Annotated in this window: 13 protein-coding genes; 7 read left to right on the forward strand and 6 right to left on the reverse strand. The window is 72.3% G+C overall.

The genetic code is table 11. From position 1 onward, the window contains the following. Positions 1–681: 681 nt before the first annotated feature. From ACFVGY_RS33930 to ACFVGY_RS33940, 3 genes are all read left to right on the forward strand, one after another. Positions 682–1,329 (forward strand): DUF6230 family protein, encoded by a 648-nt coding sequence (locus ACFVGY_RS33930; RefSeq protein ID WP_385685153.1) that lies wholly within the window; start codon positions 682–684, stop codon positions 1,327–1,329. Positions 1,330–1,425: 96 nt separating this feature from the next. Next, positions 1,426–1,992, forward strand: a complete 567-nt coding sequence (locus ACFVGY_RS33935) for a DUF6114 domain-containing protein (protein ID WP_385685156.1) — start codon at positions 1,426–1,428, stop codon at positions 1,990–1,992. Continuing rightward, positions 1,982–3,277: a hypothetical protein gene (locus ACFVGY_RS33940; RefSeq protein WP_385685159.1), complete on the forward strand. Its 1,296-nt coding sequence runs from the start codon at positions 1,982–1,984 to the stop codon at positions 3,275–3,277. Before ACFVGY_RS33935 ends, ACFVGY_RS33940 begins: the two co-directional genes overlap by 11 nt. A gap of 57 nt (positions 3,278–3,334) precedes the next feature. On the opposite strand, the gene pyk is transcribed toward ACFVGY_RS33940, so the two are convergent. The 3 genes from pyk to pta form a co-directional block, all read right to left on the reverse strand. After that, a complete protein-coding gene (pyk, locus tag ACFVGY_RS33945; protein ID WP_385685162.1) occupies positions 3,335–4,765 on the reverse strand; it encodes a pyruvate kinase in 1,431 nt (476 codons plus the stop codon). Positions 4,766–4,826: 61 nt separating this feature from the next. Beyond that, complete coding sequence (locus tag ACFVGY_RS33950; RefSeq protein ID WP_385685165.1) at positions 4,827–6,044, reverse strand: acetate kinase; 1,218 nt, start codon at positions 6,042–6,044, stop codon at positions 4,827–4,829. Between the two features lie 32 nt (positions 6,045–6,076). Continuing rightward, a complete protein-coding gene (gene pta, locus ACFVGY_RS33955; protein WP_385685168.1) occupies positions 6,077–8,158 on the reverse strand; it encodes a phosphate acetyltransferase in 2,082 nt (693 codons plus the stop codon). A 217-nt stretch (positions 8,159–8,375) separates the two neighbouring features. Here pta and ACFVGY_RS33960 point away from each other — a divergent pair, with 217 nt between their 5' ends. Together ACFVGY_RS33960 and ACFVGY_RS33965 are read left to right on the forward strand one after the other, a co-directional pair. After that, complete coding sequence (locus ACFVGY_RS33960; protein WP_385685171.1) at positions 8,376–9,401, forward strand: ATP-dependent 6-phosphofructokinase; 1,026 nt, start codon at positions 8,376–8,378, stop codon at positions 9,399–9,401. A gap of 321 nt (positions 9,402–9,722) precedes the next feature. After that, positions 9,723–11,735, forward strand: a complete 2,013-nt coding sequence (locus tag ACFVGY_RS33965; RefSeq protein ID WP_385685174.1) for a hypothetical protein — start codon at positions 9,723–9,725, stop codon at positions 11,733–11,735. A gap of 68 nt (positions 11,736–11,803) precedes the next feature. Here the strand turns inward: ACFVGY_RS33965 and ACFVGY_RS33970 are convergent, their stop codons facing one another. After that, entirely contained in the window at positions 11,804–12,508 is a 705-nt protein-coding gene (locus tag ACFVGY_RS33970; RefSeq protein ID WP_385685176.1) for a helix-turn-helix domain-containing protein, read from the reverse strand. Between the two features lie 354 nt (positions 12,509–12,862). Between ACFVGY_RS33970 and ACFVGY_RS33975 the strand changes: the two genes are divergently transcribed. Next, on the forward strand, positions 12,863–13,267 hold the full coding sequence (locus ACFVGY_RS33975; RefSeq protein ID WP_385685179.1) for a MerR family transcriptional regulator: 405 nt from the start codon (positions 12,863–12,865) through the stop codon (positions 13,265–13,267). 25 nt (positions 13,268–13,292) lie between these two features. Then, positions 13,293–13,664 (forward strand): thioredoxin family protein, encoded by a 372-nt coding sequence (locus ACFVGY_RS33980; RefSeq protein ID WP_385685182.1) that lies wholly within the window; start codon positions 13,293–13,295, stop codon positions 13,662–13,664. Here the strand turns inward: ACFVGY_RS33980 and glgB are convergent. Then, complete coding sequence (glgB, locus tag ACFVGY_RS33985; protein ID WP_385685185.1) at positions 13,654–15,996, reverse strand: 1,4-alpha-glucan branching enzyme; 2,343 nt, start codon at positions 15,994–15,996, stop codon at positions 13,654–13,656. The genes ACFVGY_RS33980 and glgB overlap by 11 nt on opposite strands. Next, positions 15,993–17,486 carry a maltokinase gene (locus ACFVGY_RS33990; protein WP_385685188.1) on the reverse strand — a complete coding sequence of 498 codons (1,494 nt, stop codon included), beginning with the start codon at positions 17,484–17,486 and terminating at the stop codon, positions 15,993–15,995. The genes glgB and ACFVGY_RS33990 overlap by 4 nt, the downstream gene beginning before the upstream one ends. Positions 17,487–17,649 lie beyond the last annotated feature (163 nt).

Genomic DNA, 17,649 nt, shown 5'->3' on the forward strand with positions numbered 1-17,649 from the left:
ATGGCTGGTTGTTTTCGTGGTCTTGGGGGCGGACCCCCCCCGGGTCTCGGCGGCGCGCAGGGCGCTCTCGGGGGCCGTGTTCTTGGGGGGGGGGGGGCGGGGCCCGCGGGGGGGGGGGCGGGCCGACGATTTGTTGACACGGAGATAAACAGCGGCCGCGCTTTGCCAAATCTTGGCAAACGGCGGCCGCTGTTACTCGCAGTAAGTGGAACCCCGTGAACTGTCCGGTGTGTTCGCCTTCCTCCCGTTCTGTCGTGGCCTTGGCTGGCACCCTGTGTCGCTTCCCGACGGCTGCGGGTCGGCCTTCGGTTATCAGGCCGTTACCCGCCAGTAACGAACCCCCTTGTGCCCCGGCCTGGAATGGACCACGATCGGCGACGCTCGGTCCTTCCCCGCAGAGCCGCCAGCCGGAGCCGCGGTGAAGGGTCCCCACCGGGCCGGCCGGTGACAGTGGCACCGGCTGCGGGACAGGGGGGTCTTCGCCACACCGGCGGAGCCTGTCCTCCTGGTCGCGTGAACGCGTGACCCAGTGGTTGTCGCTCGGGGGTGAACGCCGGTGTATCGGACGCGGCCCGGCCGCGACACGGCCGCCTGCGCTCCTTCCCGAGGACGTAGCACTTCTCCCATCCCAGGACGGGCTCTGCCCGGACCGGAGATGTACGTCCGAGAAGGAGGAACAACATGAATTCCCAGGTTCGTGGCGGAACCAGATGGAAGCGCTTCGCGCTCGTCATGGTGCCGAGCATCGCGGCCACCGCCGCGGTCGGTGTGGGTCTGGCGCAGGGTGCCCTCGCGGCGTCGTTCAGCGTCTCCGGTCAGGACTTCAAGGTCACGGCCGACAAGCTCGACGGTGACAACCTGATCCAGTACGGCGGCATCGCCAAGGGCAACAACCTGAAGACCGGAGAACCGGAGCACCACCCGGTCACCATCTCCGGGTTCAGCAAGGCCAAGATCACCAACATGTGCCAGTCGCTGGTCACGCCGACGCCGCTGGGCAACATCACGCTCCAGCTGCGGACGGGCCACAAGGGCACGCCGGCCGAGGCGACGAACATCTACCTGGACGTCGCGGAGCTCGACACCAATGCCGAGTTCGAGAACCTCGACATCGGTGTCGCCGTGGGCGACGAGAGCCACAAGACCAAGCCGCAGGCCGGCACGGTCACCAACAAGTACGCGTTCTCGCAGCGCGCCGACAAGGCGATCCTCACGGACGTGAAGCAGAAGGCGTGGGCCACCACGGCGGGCACCTTCAAGCTGCCCAACCTGAAGCTGCGTCTCATGGGCGGCGACCAGCCCTGCTACCAGGACTCCGAAGTCAAGTGATCCGTTCTGGTGCATGACCGGACGGGCGGGCGGACCGCGCGCCCGTCCGGGCTCCACAGAGTTCTCCGTACCACCGTTTCCAGGGAGCTGTAGCCCATGAACCCCCAGGCCCCGGTCTACGTTCGCCGCTCGGATGACGCTTGGCTCACCGTGGTGTACTACCACTTCTACGCGTGGCGGGGTCGCCGTCCTTTCTGGGCCGGCCTGTTCACGCTCATCGGCGGCCTCCCGATCGCGTACTTCCCGTACGCGGACTTCCGGCTGGGCAATGTCACCCTCGCGATGGCGACGACGGCCGGCTCCGGCTCGCTGATCATCGGCGTCCTGCTCGTCACCCTGGGTCTGGCCCTCTGGTTCCAGCAGGGCATCCGCGTGTTCGCCGGGGTCGCCTCGATCCTGCTGGCACTGGTGTCCCTGCCGGTGTCCAACCTCGGCGGCTTCTTCATCGGTTTCACCTTCGCTCTCATCGGTGGCGGTCTCGCGCTGGCGTGGGCGCCCGGCAGCCCGGTGGACGAGACCGACGCAGCCCCGGCCGGTGACACGGGCAAGGCGGAGGCGATGGCGGGCGGCCCCCAGGGCATCCCGGCCCCCCGCGAGACGGAAACGGCATACGCGAGCGAGACGACTGCCCACGCCGACGGCGGGAGGAACAGTGCGGGGTGACGAGACGCAGCCGGGCGTGGCCCCGGGCGCGGAGTCCCGTGAAAGAAGGGGCCCGCGGCACGCCGCGCCCCGCAAGTCGCTGCTGAACAAGATCCAGATACCCGTCGGCAAGACGATGGCCCTGGCAGCCATGCCGACCGCGGTCCTGGTCGGGATGGGCATGGCGCCCAGGCTGGCCGTGGCCGACGACAAGGAGATCCCCTTCGCGCCCGGCCCGTGCGTGACACGGTCCGACGAACCGGCGGAGTCGGCGTCCCCCACTCCTTCGGCCTCGGCATCGGCCTCGCCCTCGCCGAGTGCGAGCGCATCGCCGTCGGCCTCGGCCGCGCCCAAGCCCGGTGTCACCCCGCCGGCGCCGAAGCCGTCCGCGAGCAAGCAGGCCGACACCGCCAAGCCCTCGCAGGCGGCTCCCACCACCCCGGCCGCCCCCGCGCCGTCCGCCTCGAAGACCCCGAACCCGCTGGACCCGCTGGGCGTCGGCGACAAGGTCAAGGACCTCTTCGACTCGCTCGGCAAGCCGCTCCAGCCCGCGCAGCCGTCGGCCACCCCGACGACGCCGGCGCCCCCGGCCCCGTCCGCCCCGGCCCCGAACCCCTCGGCCGACGCGATCCGTGAAGCCGCGAAGAAGGCCGGCGTCGACGTCCGCGAGCTGCCCCAGGACGTCAAGGACACGGCGGCCAAGCCCAAGGACGAGACCGGCAAGGACAAGGACAAGTCCGAGGAGGACGACTCCGAGAAGGACGACTCCGAGGACAAGGACAAGGACAAGGCGAAGGACGCGGACGGGAAGCAGCCCTTCCCGTGCCCGACGTACGACGCCAAGGCCCTGGCCGACGCCGAACTGGAGCCGGGGATCCCGCTCCTGCCGGACGAGCCTTGGTACCTGGACAGTTCGCTGCTGACCCTCTACGGCCTGGACTACAAGGGCATCGTCGAGGTGAAGACCGCGAGCGGGAAGACCAAGAAGGTCCTGAAGTTCACCGCGGACTCGCTGGACATCAAGGACCTCTACCAGACCGTCGGCAAGGGCGGGACCATCGCCCACCTGAAGTCCCGCCCGGGCTCCACGTCCAAGATCCGCGGCGGCGAGGTGACGATGTACACGGAGAACCTCAAGGGCAACCTGTTCGGGATCATCCCGATCGAGTTCTCCCCGAACAGCCCGCCGCCCCTGAACGTCCCCTTCGCGTTCTTCACGAACGTCAAGGTCGTCCAGGCCGGCCAGTTCGGCGGCACCCTGACCGTGCCGGGCCTGAAGAACTACATGGGCCCGCCGGAGGGATAGCCCGGCGCACGCGTGAGGCCCGCTCCGGCAGGAGCGGGCCTCCGTCGTGCGCGGGCGTCAGCCGAGGTCGGGGCCGCCCAGGTGGTGCACCCGGACCATGTTGGTCGTGCCGGGGACACCGGGCGGGGAACCGGCCGTGATGATCATCGTGTCGCCGGCGTTGTAGCGGCCGAGCTTGACCATCTCGGAGTCGACCAGGTCGACCATGGCGTCGGTGTTGTCCACGTGCGGGACGACGTGGGACTCCACGCCCCAGCTGAGGGTGAGCTGGTTGCGGGTGTTGACGTCGGTGGTGAAGGCCACGATCGGCTGGACGGCGCGGTAGCGCGAGAGCCGGCGGGCGGTGTCGCCGGACTGGGTGAAGGCGACCAGGGCCTTGCCGTCCAGGAAGTCCGCGATCTCACAGGCCGCACGGGCGACCGAACCGCCCTGGGTGCGCGGCTTCTTTCCCGGGACCAGCGGCTGCAGGCCCTTGGACAGCAGCTCCTCCTCGGCCGCCGCGACGATCTTCGACATCGTCTTCACGGCCTCGATCGGGTACGCGCCGACCGAGGACTCGGCCGACAGCATGACCGCGTCGGCGCCGTCGAGGATGGCGTTGGCGACGTCGGAGGCCTCCGCGCGGGTCGGGCGGGAGTTGGTGATCATCGACTCCATCATCTGGGTCGCGACGATCACCGGCTTGGCGTTGCGGCGGCACATCTCGATGAGCCGCTTCTGGACCATCGGGACCTTCTCGAGCGGGTACTCGACGGCCAGGTCGCCGCGGGCCACCATGACCGCGTCGAAGGCGGCGACCACGGCCTCCATGTTCTCGACGGCCTGCGGCTTCTCGACCTTGGCGATGACGGGGACCCGTCGGCCCTCCTCGTCCATGACCCGGTGGACGTCCTTGACGTCGTTGGCGTCGCGGACGAAGGACAGGGCGACCATGTCGCAGCCCATCCGCAGGGCGAAGCGGAGGTCGTCGACGTCCTTCTCGGACAGGGCCGGGACGTTCACGGCGGCACCCGGCAGGTTGATGCCCTTGTGGTCCGAGATGACCCCGCCCTCGATGACGATGGTCCTGACCCGCGGGCCCTCGACCTCGGTCACCCGCAGCTCGACGTTGCCGTCGTTGATCAGGACCTGGTCGCCCTTGGCCACGTCGCCCGGCAGGCCCTTGTACGTGGTGCCGCAGATGAACTTGTCGCCCGGGACGTCCTCGGTGGTGATGGTGAACTCGTCACCGCGCACCAGCTCGACGGGACCCTCGGCGAAGGTCTCCAGACGGATCTTCGGACCCTGGAGGTCGGCGAGGACGCCGACCGCGCGCCCGGTGTCCGCGGAGACCTTCCGGACGCGGTCGTACCGCTCCTGGTGTTCTGCCTGGGAACCGTGGCTGAAATTGAATCGGGCCACGTTCATACCTGCCTCGATGAGTGCTTTCAGCTGCTCATACGAGTCGACGGCGGGGCCCAGCGTGCAGACGATTTTGGAACGGCGCATGGACGGATCCTATCGGTTTGTTTCGTAGCGGAATATTCCGTCTGGCGGAAAGTCCAAGTGACTACTGGGTAACCAGCGCATACGCCTGGGTGGCGATTTCCAGCTCCTCGTCCGTCGGGACCACGGCGACGGCCACCCGGGCGTGGTCCGCGGAGACGAGCCGCGGCTCGCCCGAGCGGACGGCGTTGGCCGCCGGGTCCAGCACGAGCCCCAGCTCCGCCAGGCCGTCGACCGCGGCCTCGCGCACCTGGTGGGCGTTCTCGCCCACGCCGGCCGTGAACGCCACCGCGTCCACCCGGCCCAGCACCGCCGCGTAGGCGCCGATGTACTTCTTCAGCCGGTGCACGTACGCCGCGAAGGCGAGCCGCGCCGACTCGTCGCCCTCGCCCGCACGCCGCAGCACCTCGCGCATGTCGTTGTCGCCGCACAGGCCCAGCAGACCGCTCTTCTTGTTCAGGAGCGAATCGATCTCGTCCACCGAGAGGCCGCCCACCCGCGCCAGGTGGAAGACCACCGCCGGGTCCAGATCGCCCGAACGGGTGCCCATGACCAGGCCCTCCAGCGGGGTCAGGCCCATCGACGTCTCCACGCACGCCCCGCCCCGGACCGCCGAGGCCGAGGCCCCGTTGCCCAGGTGCAGCACGATCACGTTCACGTCCTCCACCGGACGGCCCAGCAGCGCGGCCGTGGCCCGGGAGACGTACGCGTGCGAGGTGCCGTGGAAGCCGTACCGCCGGATCGCGTACTTCTCCGCCGTCGCGGCGTCGATCGCGTACCGGGCGACGTGCTCCGGCATCGTCGCGTGGAAGGCCGTGTCGAAGACCGCCACCTGCGGCAGGTCCGCGCGCAGCGCCCGCGCCACCTCGATGCCGGTCACGTTCGCCGGGTTGTGCAGCGGCGCCAGCGGGATCAGGCTGCGGATCTCCGCCAGCACCTCGTCGTCGATGACCGTCGGGGCGGTGAACCGGGTCCCGCCGTGCACCACCCGGTGCCCGACGGCGGCCAGTTCGGGGGAGTCCAGGCCCATCCCGTCGGCGGCGAGCTCCGCCGCGACCGCCGCCAGGGCCGCCTCGTGGTCGGCGATCGCGCCCACCCGCTCCCGCTTGCCGCCCGCGGCGCCCGGGCCGGCCAGCGGCTCGTGGACGAGCCGGGAGGTCTGTTCGCCGATGCGTTCCACCAGGCCGACGGCCAGGCGGGCGGAGTCCGCCATGTCGAGCAGCTGGTACTTCACCGACGAGGAACCGGAGTTGAGGACGAGGACGCGCGTTGCGGTGGTCACGATGGAGGTCTTTCCTTGGAGGTGAGGGGAGGTCAGGCGGTGATCGGCGCGCCCTGCGCCTGGATGGCGGTGATGGCCACGGTGGTGACGATGTCCTGCACCAGTGCGCCGCGCGACAGGTCGTTGACCGGCTTGCGCAGCCCCTGGAGCACCGGGCCGACCGCGATGGCGCCCGCCGACCGCTGCACGGCCTTGTACGTGTTGTTGCCGGTGTTGAGGTCGGGGAAGACCAGCACCGTCGCGCGGCCGGCCACCTCGGAACCGGGCAGCTTCGTCGCGGCGACGGAGGGCTCGACGGCGGCGTCGTACTGGATCGGGCCCTCGACGGCCAGGTCGGGGCGCTGCTCGCGGACGAGCCCGGTGGCCTTGCGCACCTTGTCGACGTCCGCGCCGCTGCCCGAGGTGCCGGTCGAGTACGAGAGCATCGCGATCCGCGGCTCCACCCCGAAGGCGGACGCGGTCGCCGCCGACTGGACGGCGATGTCGGCGAGTTGCTCGGCGTCGGGGTCCGGGTTGACCGCGCAGTCGCCGTACACGAGCACCTGGTCGGCCAGGCACATGAAGAAGACGGAGGAGACGATCGAGGCGTCGGGCTTGGTCTTGATGATCTCGAAGGCGGGGCGGATGGTGGCAGCGGTGGAGTGCACCGAGCCCGAGACCATGCCGTCGGCCAGTCCCTCCTGCACCATCAGGGTGCCGAAGTAGTTGACGTCGGTCACCACGTCGGTCGCCAGCTCGACCGTCATGCCCTTGTGGGCGCGGACCTTCGCGTAGTACTCGGCGAACCGTTCCCGCAGGGGCGAGGTCGCCGGATCGATGAGCTGCGCGCCGGAGATGTCGACGCCCAGGTCGGCGGCCTTCTTCAGGATCGCCGACTCGTCGCCGAGCAGGGTCAGGTCGCAGACACCGCGGCGCAGCACCACGTCCGCGGCGCGCAGCACGCGCTCCTCGGTGCCCTCGGGCAGTACGACGCGGCGGCGGTCGGCCCGGGCCCGCTCCAGCAACTCGTGTTCGAACATCATCGGGGTCACCCGCTCGGAGCGGGCCAGCGCGAGCAGTCCGCGCAGCTCGGCGGTGTCCACATGGCGTTCGAACAGGCCGAGCGCGGTCTCCAGCTTGCGGGGGGTCGCGGAGTTCAGCCGGCTCTGCAGGGCGAACAGCTCTGCGGCGGTCGGGAAGCTGTTGCCGGCCACCGACACCACGGGCGTGCCCGGCGCCAGCTTCGAGGCCAGCGCGAGGACGTCGTCGCCCGGGCGCTCGTTCAGGGTCAGCAGCACGCCGGCGATCGGCGGGGTGCCGGAGGCGTGCGCGGCGAGCGCGCCGACGACCAGGTCGGCGCGGTCCCCGGGGGTGACGACGAGGCAGCCGGGGGTCAGCGCGTTCAGGAAGTTGGGCAGCATGGCGCCGCCGAAGACGAAGTCGACGGCGTCGCGGGCGAGCCCCGCGTCGTCGCCGAGGAGCACCTCGCCGCCGAGCGCCCGGGTGATCTGGGCGACGGTCGGGGCGGCCAGGGACTTGTCGTCCGGCAGTACGTAGCAGGGCACCGGCAGACGGGCGGCCAGCCGTTCGGCTATGGAGTCCCGGTCGGCGGGGGCCACCCGGTTGACGACCATCGCGACGACGTGGCAGCCCAGGCTCTCGTACGCGCGGTGGGCGTTGCGGGCCTCGGCGCGCACCTCGTCCGCGGCCCGCTTGGTGCCGCCCACGACGGGAACGACCACCGCGCCGAGCTCGTTGGCGAGGCGGGCGTTGAGGGCCAGTTCGTCGGGCAGGTTCGTCTCGGCGTAGTCCGTGCCGAGGACGAGCATGACGTCGTAGTCGCGGGCCGCCTGGTGGTAGCGGTCGACGAGCTGGGAGACGAGCTCGTCGGTCCCCTTCTCCGCCAGGACCGCGGACGCCTCGCGGTACTCCATGCCGTACGCCGTCGAGGCGTCCTGCTCGATCCGGTAGCGGGCCCGCAGCAGCTCGAAGAGACGGTCCGGCGCATCGTGCAGCAGAGGCCGGTAGACACCGACCCGCGCCGCCTGGCGGGTCAGCAGCTCCATGATCCCCAGCTCGACGACCTGGCGGCCGTCACCTCGGTCGATACCGGTCACATACACGCTGCGCGTCACGCGTGATCTCCGTCCCTGGTGCGAAAATTTCCCCGATAGAGTGGGCTTGCCCTCTTGACAATACCTCCGGCGATGGCTAGAGCGCCCCCCGGCAAGGGGCCCGGAAGACAGGGCCGAACGGCCCGACGGGCGAGCGGCACGGGACGCGCTGCCTCTCGGGCCCGTGGAACAATCGGACAAGGCTCACGATGTGACCAGGAGCGGGAGACACAGGACGATGCGTATCGGAGTTCTCACAGCAGGCGGCGACTGCCCCGGTCTGAACGCCGTCATCCGGTCGGTCGTGCACCGTGCGATGGTCGGGCACGGCGACGAGGTCATCGGCTTCGAGGACGGCTTCAAGGGACTCCTGGACGGCCACTACCGCCCCCTCGACATCAACGCGGTCAGCGGCATCCTCGCCCGCGGAGGCACCATCCTCGGCTCGGCCCGCATGGAGCGCGCCCGCCTGCACGAGGCCGCCGAGAACGCCAACGAGCTGGCGGAGCGGTACGCCCTCGACGCGCTCATCCCGATCGGCGGCGAGGGCACGCTGACCGCCGCCCGGATGCTGTCGGACGCCGGGATGCCGGTCGTGGGCGTGCCGAAGACCATCGACAACGACATCTCCGCCACCGATCGCACCTTCGGCTTCGACACCGCCGTCACGGTGGCCACCGAGGCCATAGACCGCCTCAAGACCACCGCCGAGTCGCACCAGCGCGTGATGGTCGTGGAGGTCATGGGCCGGCACGCCGGCTGGATCGCCCTGGAGTCCGGCATGGCCGGCGGCGCACACGGAATCTGCCTGCCGGAGCGCCTGTTCGAGGTGGACGACCTGGTGAAGATGGTGGAGGAACGCTTCGCCCGCGGGAAGAAGTTCGCCGTCATCTGCGTCGCCGAGGGCGCGCACCCGGCCGAGGGCTCCATGCCGTACGAGCGGGGCGCGATCGACCAGTACGGCCACGAGCGCTTCGCCGGCATCGGCAACCGGCTCGCCATCGAGCTGGAGCACCGCCTGGGCACGGAGGCCCGCCCGGTCATCCTCGGCCACGTGCAGCGCGGTGGCGTCCCCACCGCGTACGACCGGGTCCTCGCCACCCGCTTCGGCTGGCACGCGGTGGAGGCCGTGCACCGCGGCGACTTCGGCAACATGACCGCCCTGCGCGGCACCGACATCGTGATGGCCCCGCTCGCGTCGGCCGTCACCGAGCTGAAGCGGGTCCCGGCGGACCGCATGTACGAGGCCGAGTCGGTCTTCTGAGGCCGTTGCTGAGACCGTAGTCAGGTCTCAGCATTCCGGGCATTCCGGCCCGGAAGGTCCGTCACATCACCAAAGCGTGAGGGCTTCGGCTTGAAAACCTGTAGCAGCTTTCACCCCCCTCCGCCGTGCTTCCCCCGCCGCCCCGCCCCGGACGCGGTCCCGTGGGCTCCCGGCGGCGGGGTCCGCGTCGTCACCCGTACACCGAGAGTTAATATCCGCTCCGGGGGTTGGGTCGTTGCCGAGTCGGTACGGCTGGTCGGTCCGTGATGTCCGGGCCCCGTCATCCGATGGCGATTGCTCAAGGGAAAGGTGCCCGGCTCCGTGGCGACCACTACCGTTCCGAGACCCCGCGCAGCCGGGGCAGACCCCGCGCACGAGGCCGGGATCCCGCCCGCAGCCGGGCGCCGGTGGACCGTGCTGGCCGCCGCCGTCGCCGCGTCCTGGGCGCTGCCCCTGCTCCTGCACGCACTCGGCCTCGACGTCGTCCTGGTCCCCGTCCTCGTGCTCGCGACGGCCGGTCTGATCCGGGTGGGCGGTGGGCTCCTCGACCGCCTCGTGGCCGCGGCCCTCGTCCTGTGCGGCGCGGTGATGGCGCTCGGCCTGGTCTTCTCCCTCTGGCCGTGGGGGCTGGCCCCCGTACCGGGCGGGGGAGCGCTGCTGACCCTCCTGTCGGTGACCGGCTGGCTGGCCCGCCGCCGGCCCCGCCTCCCGCTGCGCCTGCGCGGTTCGGACGCGCTGGTCGCCGGCACCGTCGCACTGGTGTGGCACCACATGCACCACCCGGTGGCCGGAAAGTCCTCCGCCGAGCGGCTGGCGTACTTCGCCACCGCCGAGGACCGGCTCGGCCACTTCTCGTACTTCGACGGGATCCGCCACGTCGGCGGCTACGCCTTCCTCCACCAGGAGGCCGCCAGGACGTACATGATGACCCCGGCCGAGGCGGTCTACCCGCAGGGCTCCCACTTCCTGCTCGCCTGGCTGGACGCCCTGGTGACGTCCTCCGCCGGCGGTGGCTCCGCCCTGGACGCGACGCACCGCTACCTCCTCTACGTCATCGGCGCACACGCGCTGCTCTGCGGGGCCCTGGTGTGGGCCGCCCGCTGGATCGGCGGCCCCCGCCTGCGCGGCTGGCGCTCCGCCGCGGTCTGCGCGACCGTGGCGGCCGTGGCGGTGTCCGGCCCCCTGGCCCAGCTGGTGGAGTGGGGCTTCGACTCCGAGATCTTCGGGCTGCTCTTCCTCGCCCTCGCCCTGGCCCTGTTGGTACGGCCCGCGATGGGGCGGGCCGAGTTCGCGCTCACGGCCGTGGCCGGGCTGGTCGCCGTGGCCTTCGTCTACAACCTCTACGGCGCCCTCGTCGGCATCGCCGTCCTCGCGGCCCTGATCGTCCACCGGCGGCGGTTCGCCCCGCACCGCCGCCCGCTCCTCGGCGTCCTGGCAGCCGGCACGCTCGTCGCGGGGCTGCCCAGCGCGGCCTCGGTCCTCACCAAGCTGGACGTCGCCAAGACGTCCAACCTCGTGGGCCCGATGGTCATCCCCGACCGGCCCGTGTTCATCGGCTGCGGGCTGCTCGCCCTGGTGGCCGCCTCGCTGCCGGTGAACCGCCGCACGGGAACCGGACGGCTGGTCCTCTCCCTCGTCCTCGGCACGACCGCCGTCGTCGGCGGCTTCGGGGTCTGGCAGAAGCTCACCGTCGGCCAGTACTCGTACTACTTCGAGAAGCTGACCGCGGCTGCCTTCGTCGTCGCCCTGATCTCGGTCGGCCTGATCGGGACGATGCTGCCGCCCGCCCCGGAGACCTCGCCGTCGAAGCCGCGTCGGCAGGTCGGACTGCTGCTGCGCTCCAGCCTCGCGGCCGCCGCCGCGCTCGCCCTGTTCGGCAGCGTCCAGTGGGGTGTTCCCTCGGGCTGGGGCCACCCTTCCGCCTGGTACGACACGCCCATGCTCAAATGGGCCCGCGGCGAGGGCAAGAACGACATCGCCCCTGCCGCGGACGCCCTGACCGGACGCGACCTGGCGGGCGTCGACCCGCCCGTGATCGCCCTGTACGGCGACGACTCCTACCTGAACCTGAGGGCCACCTTCCTCGCCCAGGCCCTCACCCACCGCGTGGGCACCATGGTGGGGCTGTACGAGGTCTTCCACGTCAAGATCGGCGGCCCCGGGCCGGTCGACGAGAAGGAGTACCAGACCTCCCTCGCCCGGCTGAAGACGGCCGTCGCCTCCTGCCCGGCCCCGCCGACCGTCCTGGTCGGGGACCGGGGGACGGCCGACCGCCTGAAGCAGGACCTCTCCGGCACGCCGACCGCAGCCGTCGTGTACGCCCCGCTGCGCTAGCCCTGGTCGCGCCGTTCCCCGCGCCCCTTCGGGCGCTGCCGGACCGGGGCCGGCTCCACCACGGCCGCTCAGCCGGTGTACGGCTGTTCCGGGGCGGAGGCGTAGGACCAGAAGCGGTCGACGATGGTCGCGAGGAACGCGCGGCCCGCGTCGCCCGTGCCGGCGTCGCCCGCGGCCGCGCCCCAACCGAGGGTGGCGACCATGGTGGCCTGGTAGTCCGCGTGCAGCCGTTCGACCACCGGCTCCAGGCGCTGCCGGGGCACCGGCAGGAGCTTGGCCAGCGGCTTCACGTACGCCTGCCAGCGCGTGGTGACCGCGCTGCGCAGCAGCTCCGCCAGCTCCTCCTGCTTGCCGGCGGCCGCCACGAACTGGGCCAGCGTCAGGCCGAGGACCTGCGCCAGGGCCACGGACTGGCGTTCGTTCCCCTTCCAGCGCCCGGAGTCCTCCATCTTCTGGTACGCGCCCGTGTCCAGCCCGATCCGGCGGGCGAGTTCGTCCGCGGGCATGCCCCGGGCCAGCCGGTGCTCCCGCAGGGTGACCGGTTCGGCGAGCAGCTCGCCCGGCGCACACCACAGCACGCCGGCGAGGGCGGTCAGCTCGGCGGCGGTCGGCGTCTTCTCGCCGCGCTCCCAGGCCATCACGGTCTCGGGTTCGACGATCAGTCCGTACTGGGCGCGCAGGCCGTAGGCGACGTGTCCGGGTGCCATGCCCAGGGCCGCGCGGAGGCGACGCGCGGCGGGGGCATTGAAGGGTGGGCTGGATTGCACAGGCACACCGTAGGAGTGCCCGGGGCGCGGCGACTACAGACTGTTCAAACAAGCCCACAACTCGTAGGAATGTCCTATGGAGTTCGGGGTATTGGTCCGGATTTCTGGCGACCGTCCGGTAATCGGACGCGCTCCTGGGGCCATGATCAGCGTACGGTTCCGGACGGCCCGCGCGACACCTCTCCACCCGATCTTCACCGATCCCCCGCAGCCGCCCTGAACCGGCCGCCACCCCCGTACGTGGTCCATACCGGGGCCCTCGCATACGGGGGTGGCGAGGGCCCCGCCCCGACCCGCAGCCGTCCCCGGTTCCGGGCCGGCCCTTGCCCTGACGTCCGCGTCAAGGATTACGTTCGGGGCATGCGCATCGGCGAACTGGCGGAGCGGGCCGGAACCAGTACACGCACCCTGCGGTACTACGAATCGCGCGGACTGCTGCCCTCCCGGCGGTCCCCCAACGGCTACCGCACGTACGACGAGGACGACCTGCGGCTGCTCCGCCAGATCCGCACCCTCCAGGACTTCGGCTTCGACCTGGAGGAGACCCGCCCGTTCGTCGAGTGCCTGCGCGCCGGCCACCCCGCCGGGGACTCCTGTCCCGCGTCCCTGGCCGTGTACCGGCGCAAGCTCGGCGAGCTCGACGCGCTGATCAGCCGGCTGGCCGACGTACGGGACCAGGTCGGCCGGCAACTCGCCGAGGCCGAGCGGGCCGCCGCCGAGGGGAGCGAGGGTGCCGCCGCACCGCGCTGTGAGATGACCGGATGACATCCCGATGAAAGAGGAGACGACGATGGTGCATGCCACGGGAGTCGCGGAAGTGACCGATGCCGACTTCGAGGCGGAGGTGCTCGCCGAACGGGAGCTGCCCGTCCTCGTGGAGTTCACCGCGCCATGGTGCGGGCCCTGCCGGCAGCTCGCCCCCGTGCTGTCCGCCGTCGCCGCCGAGACGGCCGGCCGGCTGAAGACCGTGTCGATCGACGCGGACGCCAACCCGGCCGCCGTCACCCGGTACGGGGTGCTGTCCCTGCCGACCCTGTTCGTCTTCCGCGAGGGCGAGCCCGTCGCGCAGATGGTCGGGGCACGGCCCAAGCGCCGCCTGCTCCAGGAGGTCGAAGGGGTGCTGGAGCGGGCGGCGCCCGGGCCGGGGACGGCTACGGCCTGAACCAGACCGTCGCCAGGGGCGGGAGGGTCAGGTGCAGGCTCGCCGGGCGGCCCTGCGCCGGCTCGCGGCGGGACCGCACCGGAGCCAGGTGGCGGACGCCGCTGCCGCCGTACGCCTCCAGGTCCGTGTTGACGACCTCCCGCCACACGGGCACTTCCTCCGGTACGCCGATGCGGTAGCCGTGCCGCACCACCGGCGAGAAGTTCGACACGCACAGCAGCTGCGAACCGTCGTGCGCGTACCGCAGGAAGGCGAAGACGTTGTCGTCCGCCGCGTCCGCCTCCACCCACGCGAAGCCCTCGGGCACGCTGTCCCGCTCCCACAGGGCGGGCGCCGCCGCGTACGCCCGGTTCAGGTCCCGGACCAGGGTGCGCACGCCCTGGTGGTCGGCGGCCGCCGGGTAGGCGGGGTCCAGCAGCCACCAGTCCGGCCCGTGGGCCTCCGACCACTCCGCGCCCTGCGCGAACTCCTGCCCCATGAACAGCAGTTGCTTGCCGGGGTGGGCCCACATGAAGCCCAGGTACGCCCGCTGCCCGGCCCGCTGCTGCCACCAGTCGCCGGGCATCTTCGACACCAGCGAGCGCTTGCCGTGCACCACCTCGTCGTGCGAGATCGGCAGCACGTAGTTCTCGCTGTACGCGTACACCATCCCGAAGGTCATGTCGTGGTGGTGGTACTTGCGGTGCACCGGCTCCTTCCCGGTGTACCGCAGCGTGTCGTGCATCCAGCCCATGTTCCACTTCAGGCCGAAGCCGAGCCCGCCGCCGTCCGTGGGCCGGGTGACCCCGTTCCAGGCCGTGGACTCCTCCGCGATCGTCACCACGCCCGGGCAGCGCCGGTACACGGTCGCGTTCATCTCCTGCAGCATCGCCACGGCGTCCAGGTTCTCCCGGCCGCCGTGCTCGTTCGGCGCCCACTGGCCCTCGCCGCGCGAGTAGTCCAGGTAGAGCATCGAGGCCACCGCGTCGACCCGCAACCCGTCGATGTGGAACTCCTGGCACCAGTACACGGCGTTGGCGACGAGGAAGTTGCGGACCTCCTTGCGCCCGTAGTCGAACTCCAGCGTCCCCCAGTCCGGGTGCGCCGCCCGCCGCGGGTCCTGGTGCTCGTACAGCGGCCGCCCGTCGAACTCCGCGAGCGCCCAGTCGTCGCGCGGGAAGTGCGCCGGCACCCAGTCGAGGATCACCCCGATCCCCGCCCGGTGCAGGGCGTCCACGAGCATCCGGAACTCGTCCGGGGTGCCCATCCGCGCGGTGGGCGCGTAGAAGCCGGTGACCTGGTAGCCCCAGGAGCCGCCGAAGGGGTGCTCGGCGATCGGCATCAGCTCCACGTGCGTGAACCCGAGCTCCTTGACGTACGGCGGGAGCTGCTCGGCCAGCTGCCGGTACGAGAGCCCGGGCCGCCAGGACGGCAGGTGCACCTCGTACACCGAGAACGGGGCCTGGTGGTGCGGGCGGGCGCCGCGCGCGGCCATCCAGCGGTGGTCGCGCCACTCGTACCGGGACTCGGTCACGACCGAGGCGGTGGCGGGCGGGCACTCCGTCCGCCGGGCCATCGGGTCGGCGCGCAGGGTGTGGCTGCCGTCGGGCCGGGCGATGTCGTACTTGTACAGCGCCCCCTCGCCCACCCCCGGCAGGAACAGCTCCCACACCCCGGACGCGCCGAGCGAGCGCATCGGGTGGGCGACCGGGTCCCAGTAGGAGAAGTCCCCGGTGACCCGCACCCCCTGGGCGTTCGGCGCCCACACCGTGAACCGGGTGCCGGCGACGCCCTGGTGGACCATCGGCCGGGCGCCGAGCGCCGTCCACAGCTCCTCGTGCCGGCCCTCGCCGATCAGGTGCAGGTCGAGCTCGCCGAGCGAGGGCAGGAACCGGTACGGGTCGTGCACCTCGATCTCGTCACGGTCGTACGCCACCAGCAGCCGGTAGTCCGGTACCTCGGCCAGCGGCAGCAGCCCGGAGAACAGGCCGTCCCCGTCCGAGTGCAGCTCGGCCCGCAGCCCCTTGGCGACGAGGGTGACCGTCGTGGCGTGCGGGCGCAGCACGCGGACGGCCACCCCGCCCCGCAGGGCGCGGGCGCCGAGCACGGCATGGGGGTCGTGGTGGCGGCCTTCGAGCAGCCGGGCCCGCTCCTGCGCGCCCAGTGCGGGCGCCGGCCGCACCCCGTGCGGCGGCGGGGCTGCGGCCTCCCGGCGGGCCCGGGGCGTACGGGATCTGCGGGCGGCCCCGGCTTCGGACGCGGGCACGGGCGCGGCCGCGGCCGCGGGTCCGCCCGCGGTGGCGGGTGGGGCTGCGTTGCGGACGGTCGGTGACGGCTGTCGTGCGGCGCTCACGCGAGCGGCCTCCTCGGGGGCTTCGGGTGGGGGTGGGGGGTGGGGGTGGAGCCGGGCTGCGGCGGGGGCGGCGGCACGCGGCGGGCCGGGCGCTCCCGTTCGGCCAGGCGGCGGATGGCCGCCATGGGGACGTGCAGCCAGTCGGGGCGGTGCCGGGACTCGTAGCGGGCCTCGTACACCGCCTTGTCGGTCTCGTACGCGCGCAGCAGGACGGGGTCCTCGCGCGGGTCGCGGCCGGTGGTGCGGGCGTAGCCCTCGCAGAAGGCGGCGCGGCAGGCGTCCGCCCAGGCGGGGGCGAACGGCCGGTGCGAGCGTGCGGCGTAGTCGAACGACCGCAGTATCCCGGCGATGTCGCGCACGGCGGGTTCGGGGCGGCGGCGGTCGGCCAGCGGCCGGGCCGGCTCGCCCTCGAAGTCGATCAGGGCCCAGGTGCCGTCGGCGGTGCGCAGGGTCTGGCCCAGGTGGAGGTCCCCGTGGATCCGCTGGGCGGGCACCCCGCTGCCGCGGGAGGACGCGGCCAGGGCGTCGAACGCCCCGCGCAGCCCGGCCTCGTACGGCCGCAGCGCCGGCACCTCGCGGGCCGCGGCCGCCAGCCGGGCCGTCATCCCGGCGGCGAGCCGGGCCGTCTGCCCCGGGCCGAGGGCCAGGGTCGGCAGGGCGGCGGCGAGTGCGCTGTGCACCTCGGCGGTGGCCCGGCCCAGGGCGTGCGCCTCGGCGGTGAAGTCGGCTCCCGCGCCGAGCCGGCGCAGCGCCAGCTGCCAGCCGTCGTCGGAGCCGCGCAGGTACGGCTGGAGCACGCCCAGGGTCAGCGGCTCGGGGCGCCCCCGGCCGTCGCGCGGGCCCCCGGGCAGGTCGGCCTCGTACCAGGCGACGGGGGCCGGGACGCGGGTGCAGCCGGCGGCGGCCAGCGCCCTGGGCAGTTCCAGGTCGGGGTTGACGCCGGGGCCGACCCGGCGGAACACCTTCAGGATGTGCGAATCCCCGTAGATCAGCGAGGAGTTGGTCTGCTCCCCGGACACCGGCCGGGGCGGGGCCTCGGCGGGGATGAGGGCGTCCGGGTCCCGGTCGAAGCGGAGCGGGCCGTGGCTGCCCGGGGTGCGCAGCCGCTCCAGCAGCAGGGTGGCGAGCCGCGGATCGCCCAGGCCCTCGTACACGGCGTGGCCGGAGTACGGGCCCTGCTCGGCGTTTCCGATCAGGGCGGGCGCGAGCGCGGGCGGCAGCGGCGCGGGGCGCACCCCGAGCAGCAGCTGGTAGCAGTCCGCGGCCCCGTCGGCGCAGTCCACTCCGACGAGCAGGTGCACCAGGCCGGGGGTGACCCCGGCCGGCAGCAGCTCGACGGCGCTGACCAGGCGGAGCCGGGTGATCGCGCGTCCCTTGCCGGCGAACCAGCGCTGCCTCGGCAGCCACGAACGCAGCATCGGCTCCAGCGGTCCGAGCGGGACGGCGGCCGGACTGCTCTGGCGGCTCCGGGCGGATGCAGCCTCCGACATGGCGTCGTCCTTTCCCCGGGCCGTCACAGAAATGCGCAGAGTGTCCCGGATGGCGAGGGTTGCTGTCCGGTGATGGGTGGAGTCGGGTCAGGGTGGTGCGGGGTGGTGGCGCCCGGTGCGGAGGTGCGTACGGGGGCGGGCACAGGACCCGTTCGGTGTCGTC

Source organism: Streptomyces sp. NPDC127106, from assembly GCF_042677605.1.
Classification (GTDB): Bacteria; Actinomycetota; Actinomycetes; order Streptomycetales; family Streptomycetaceae; genus Streptomyces.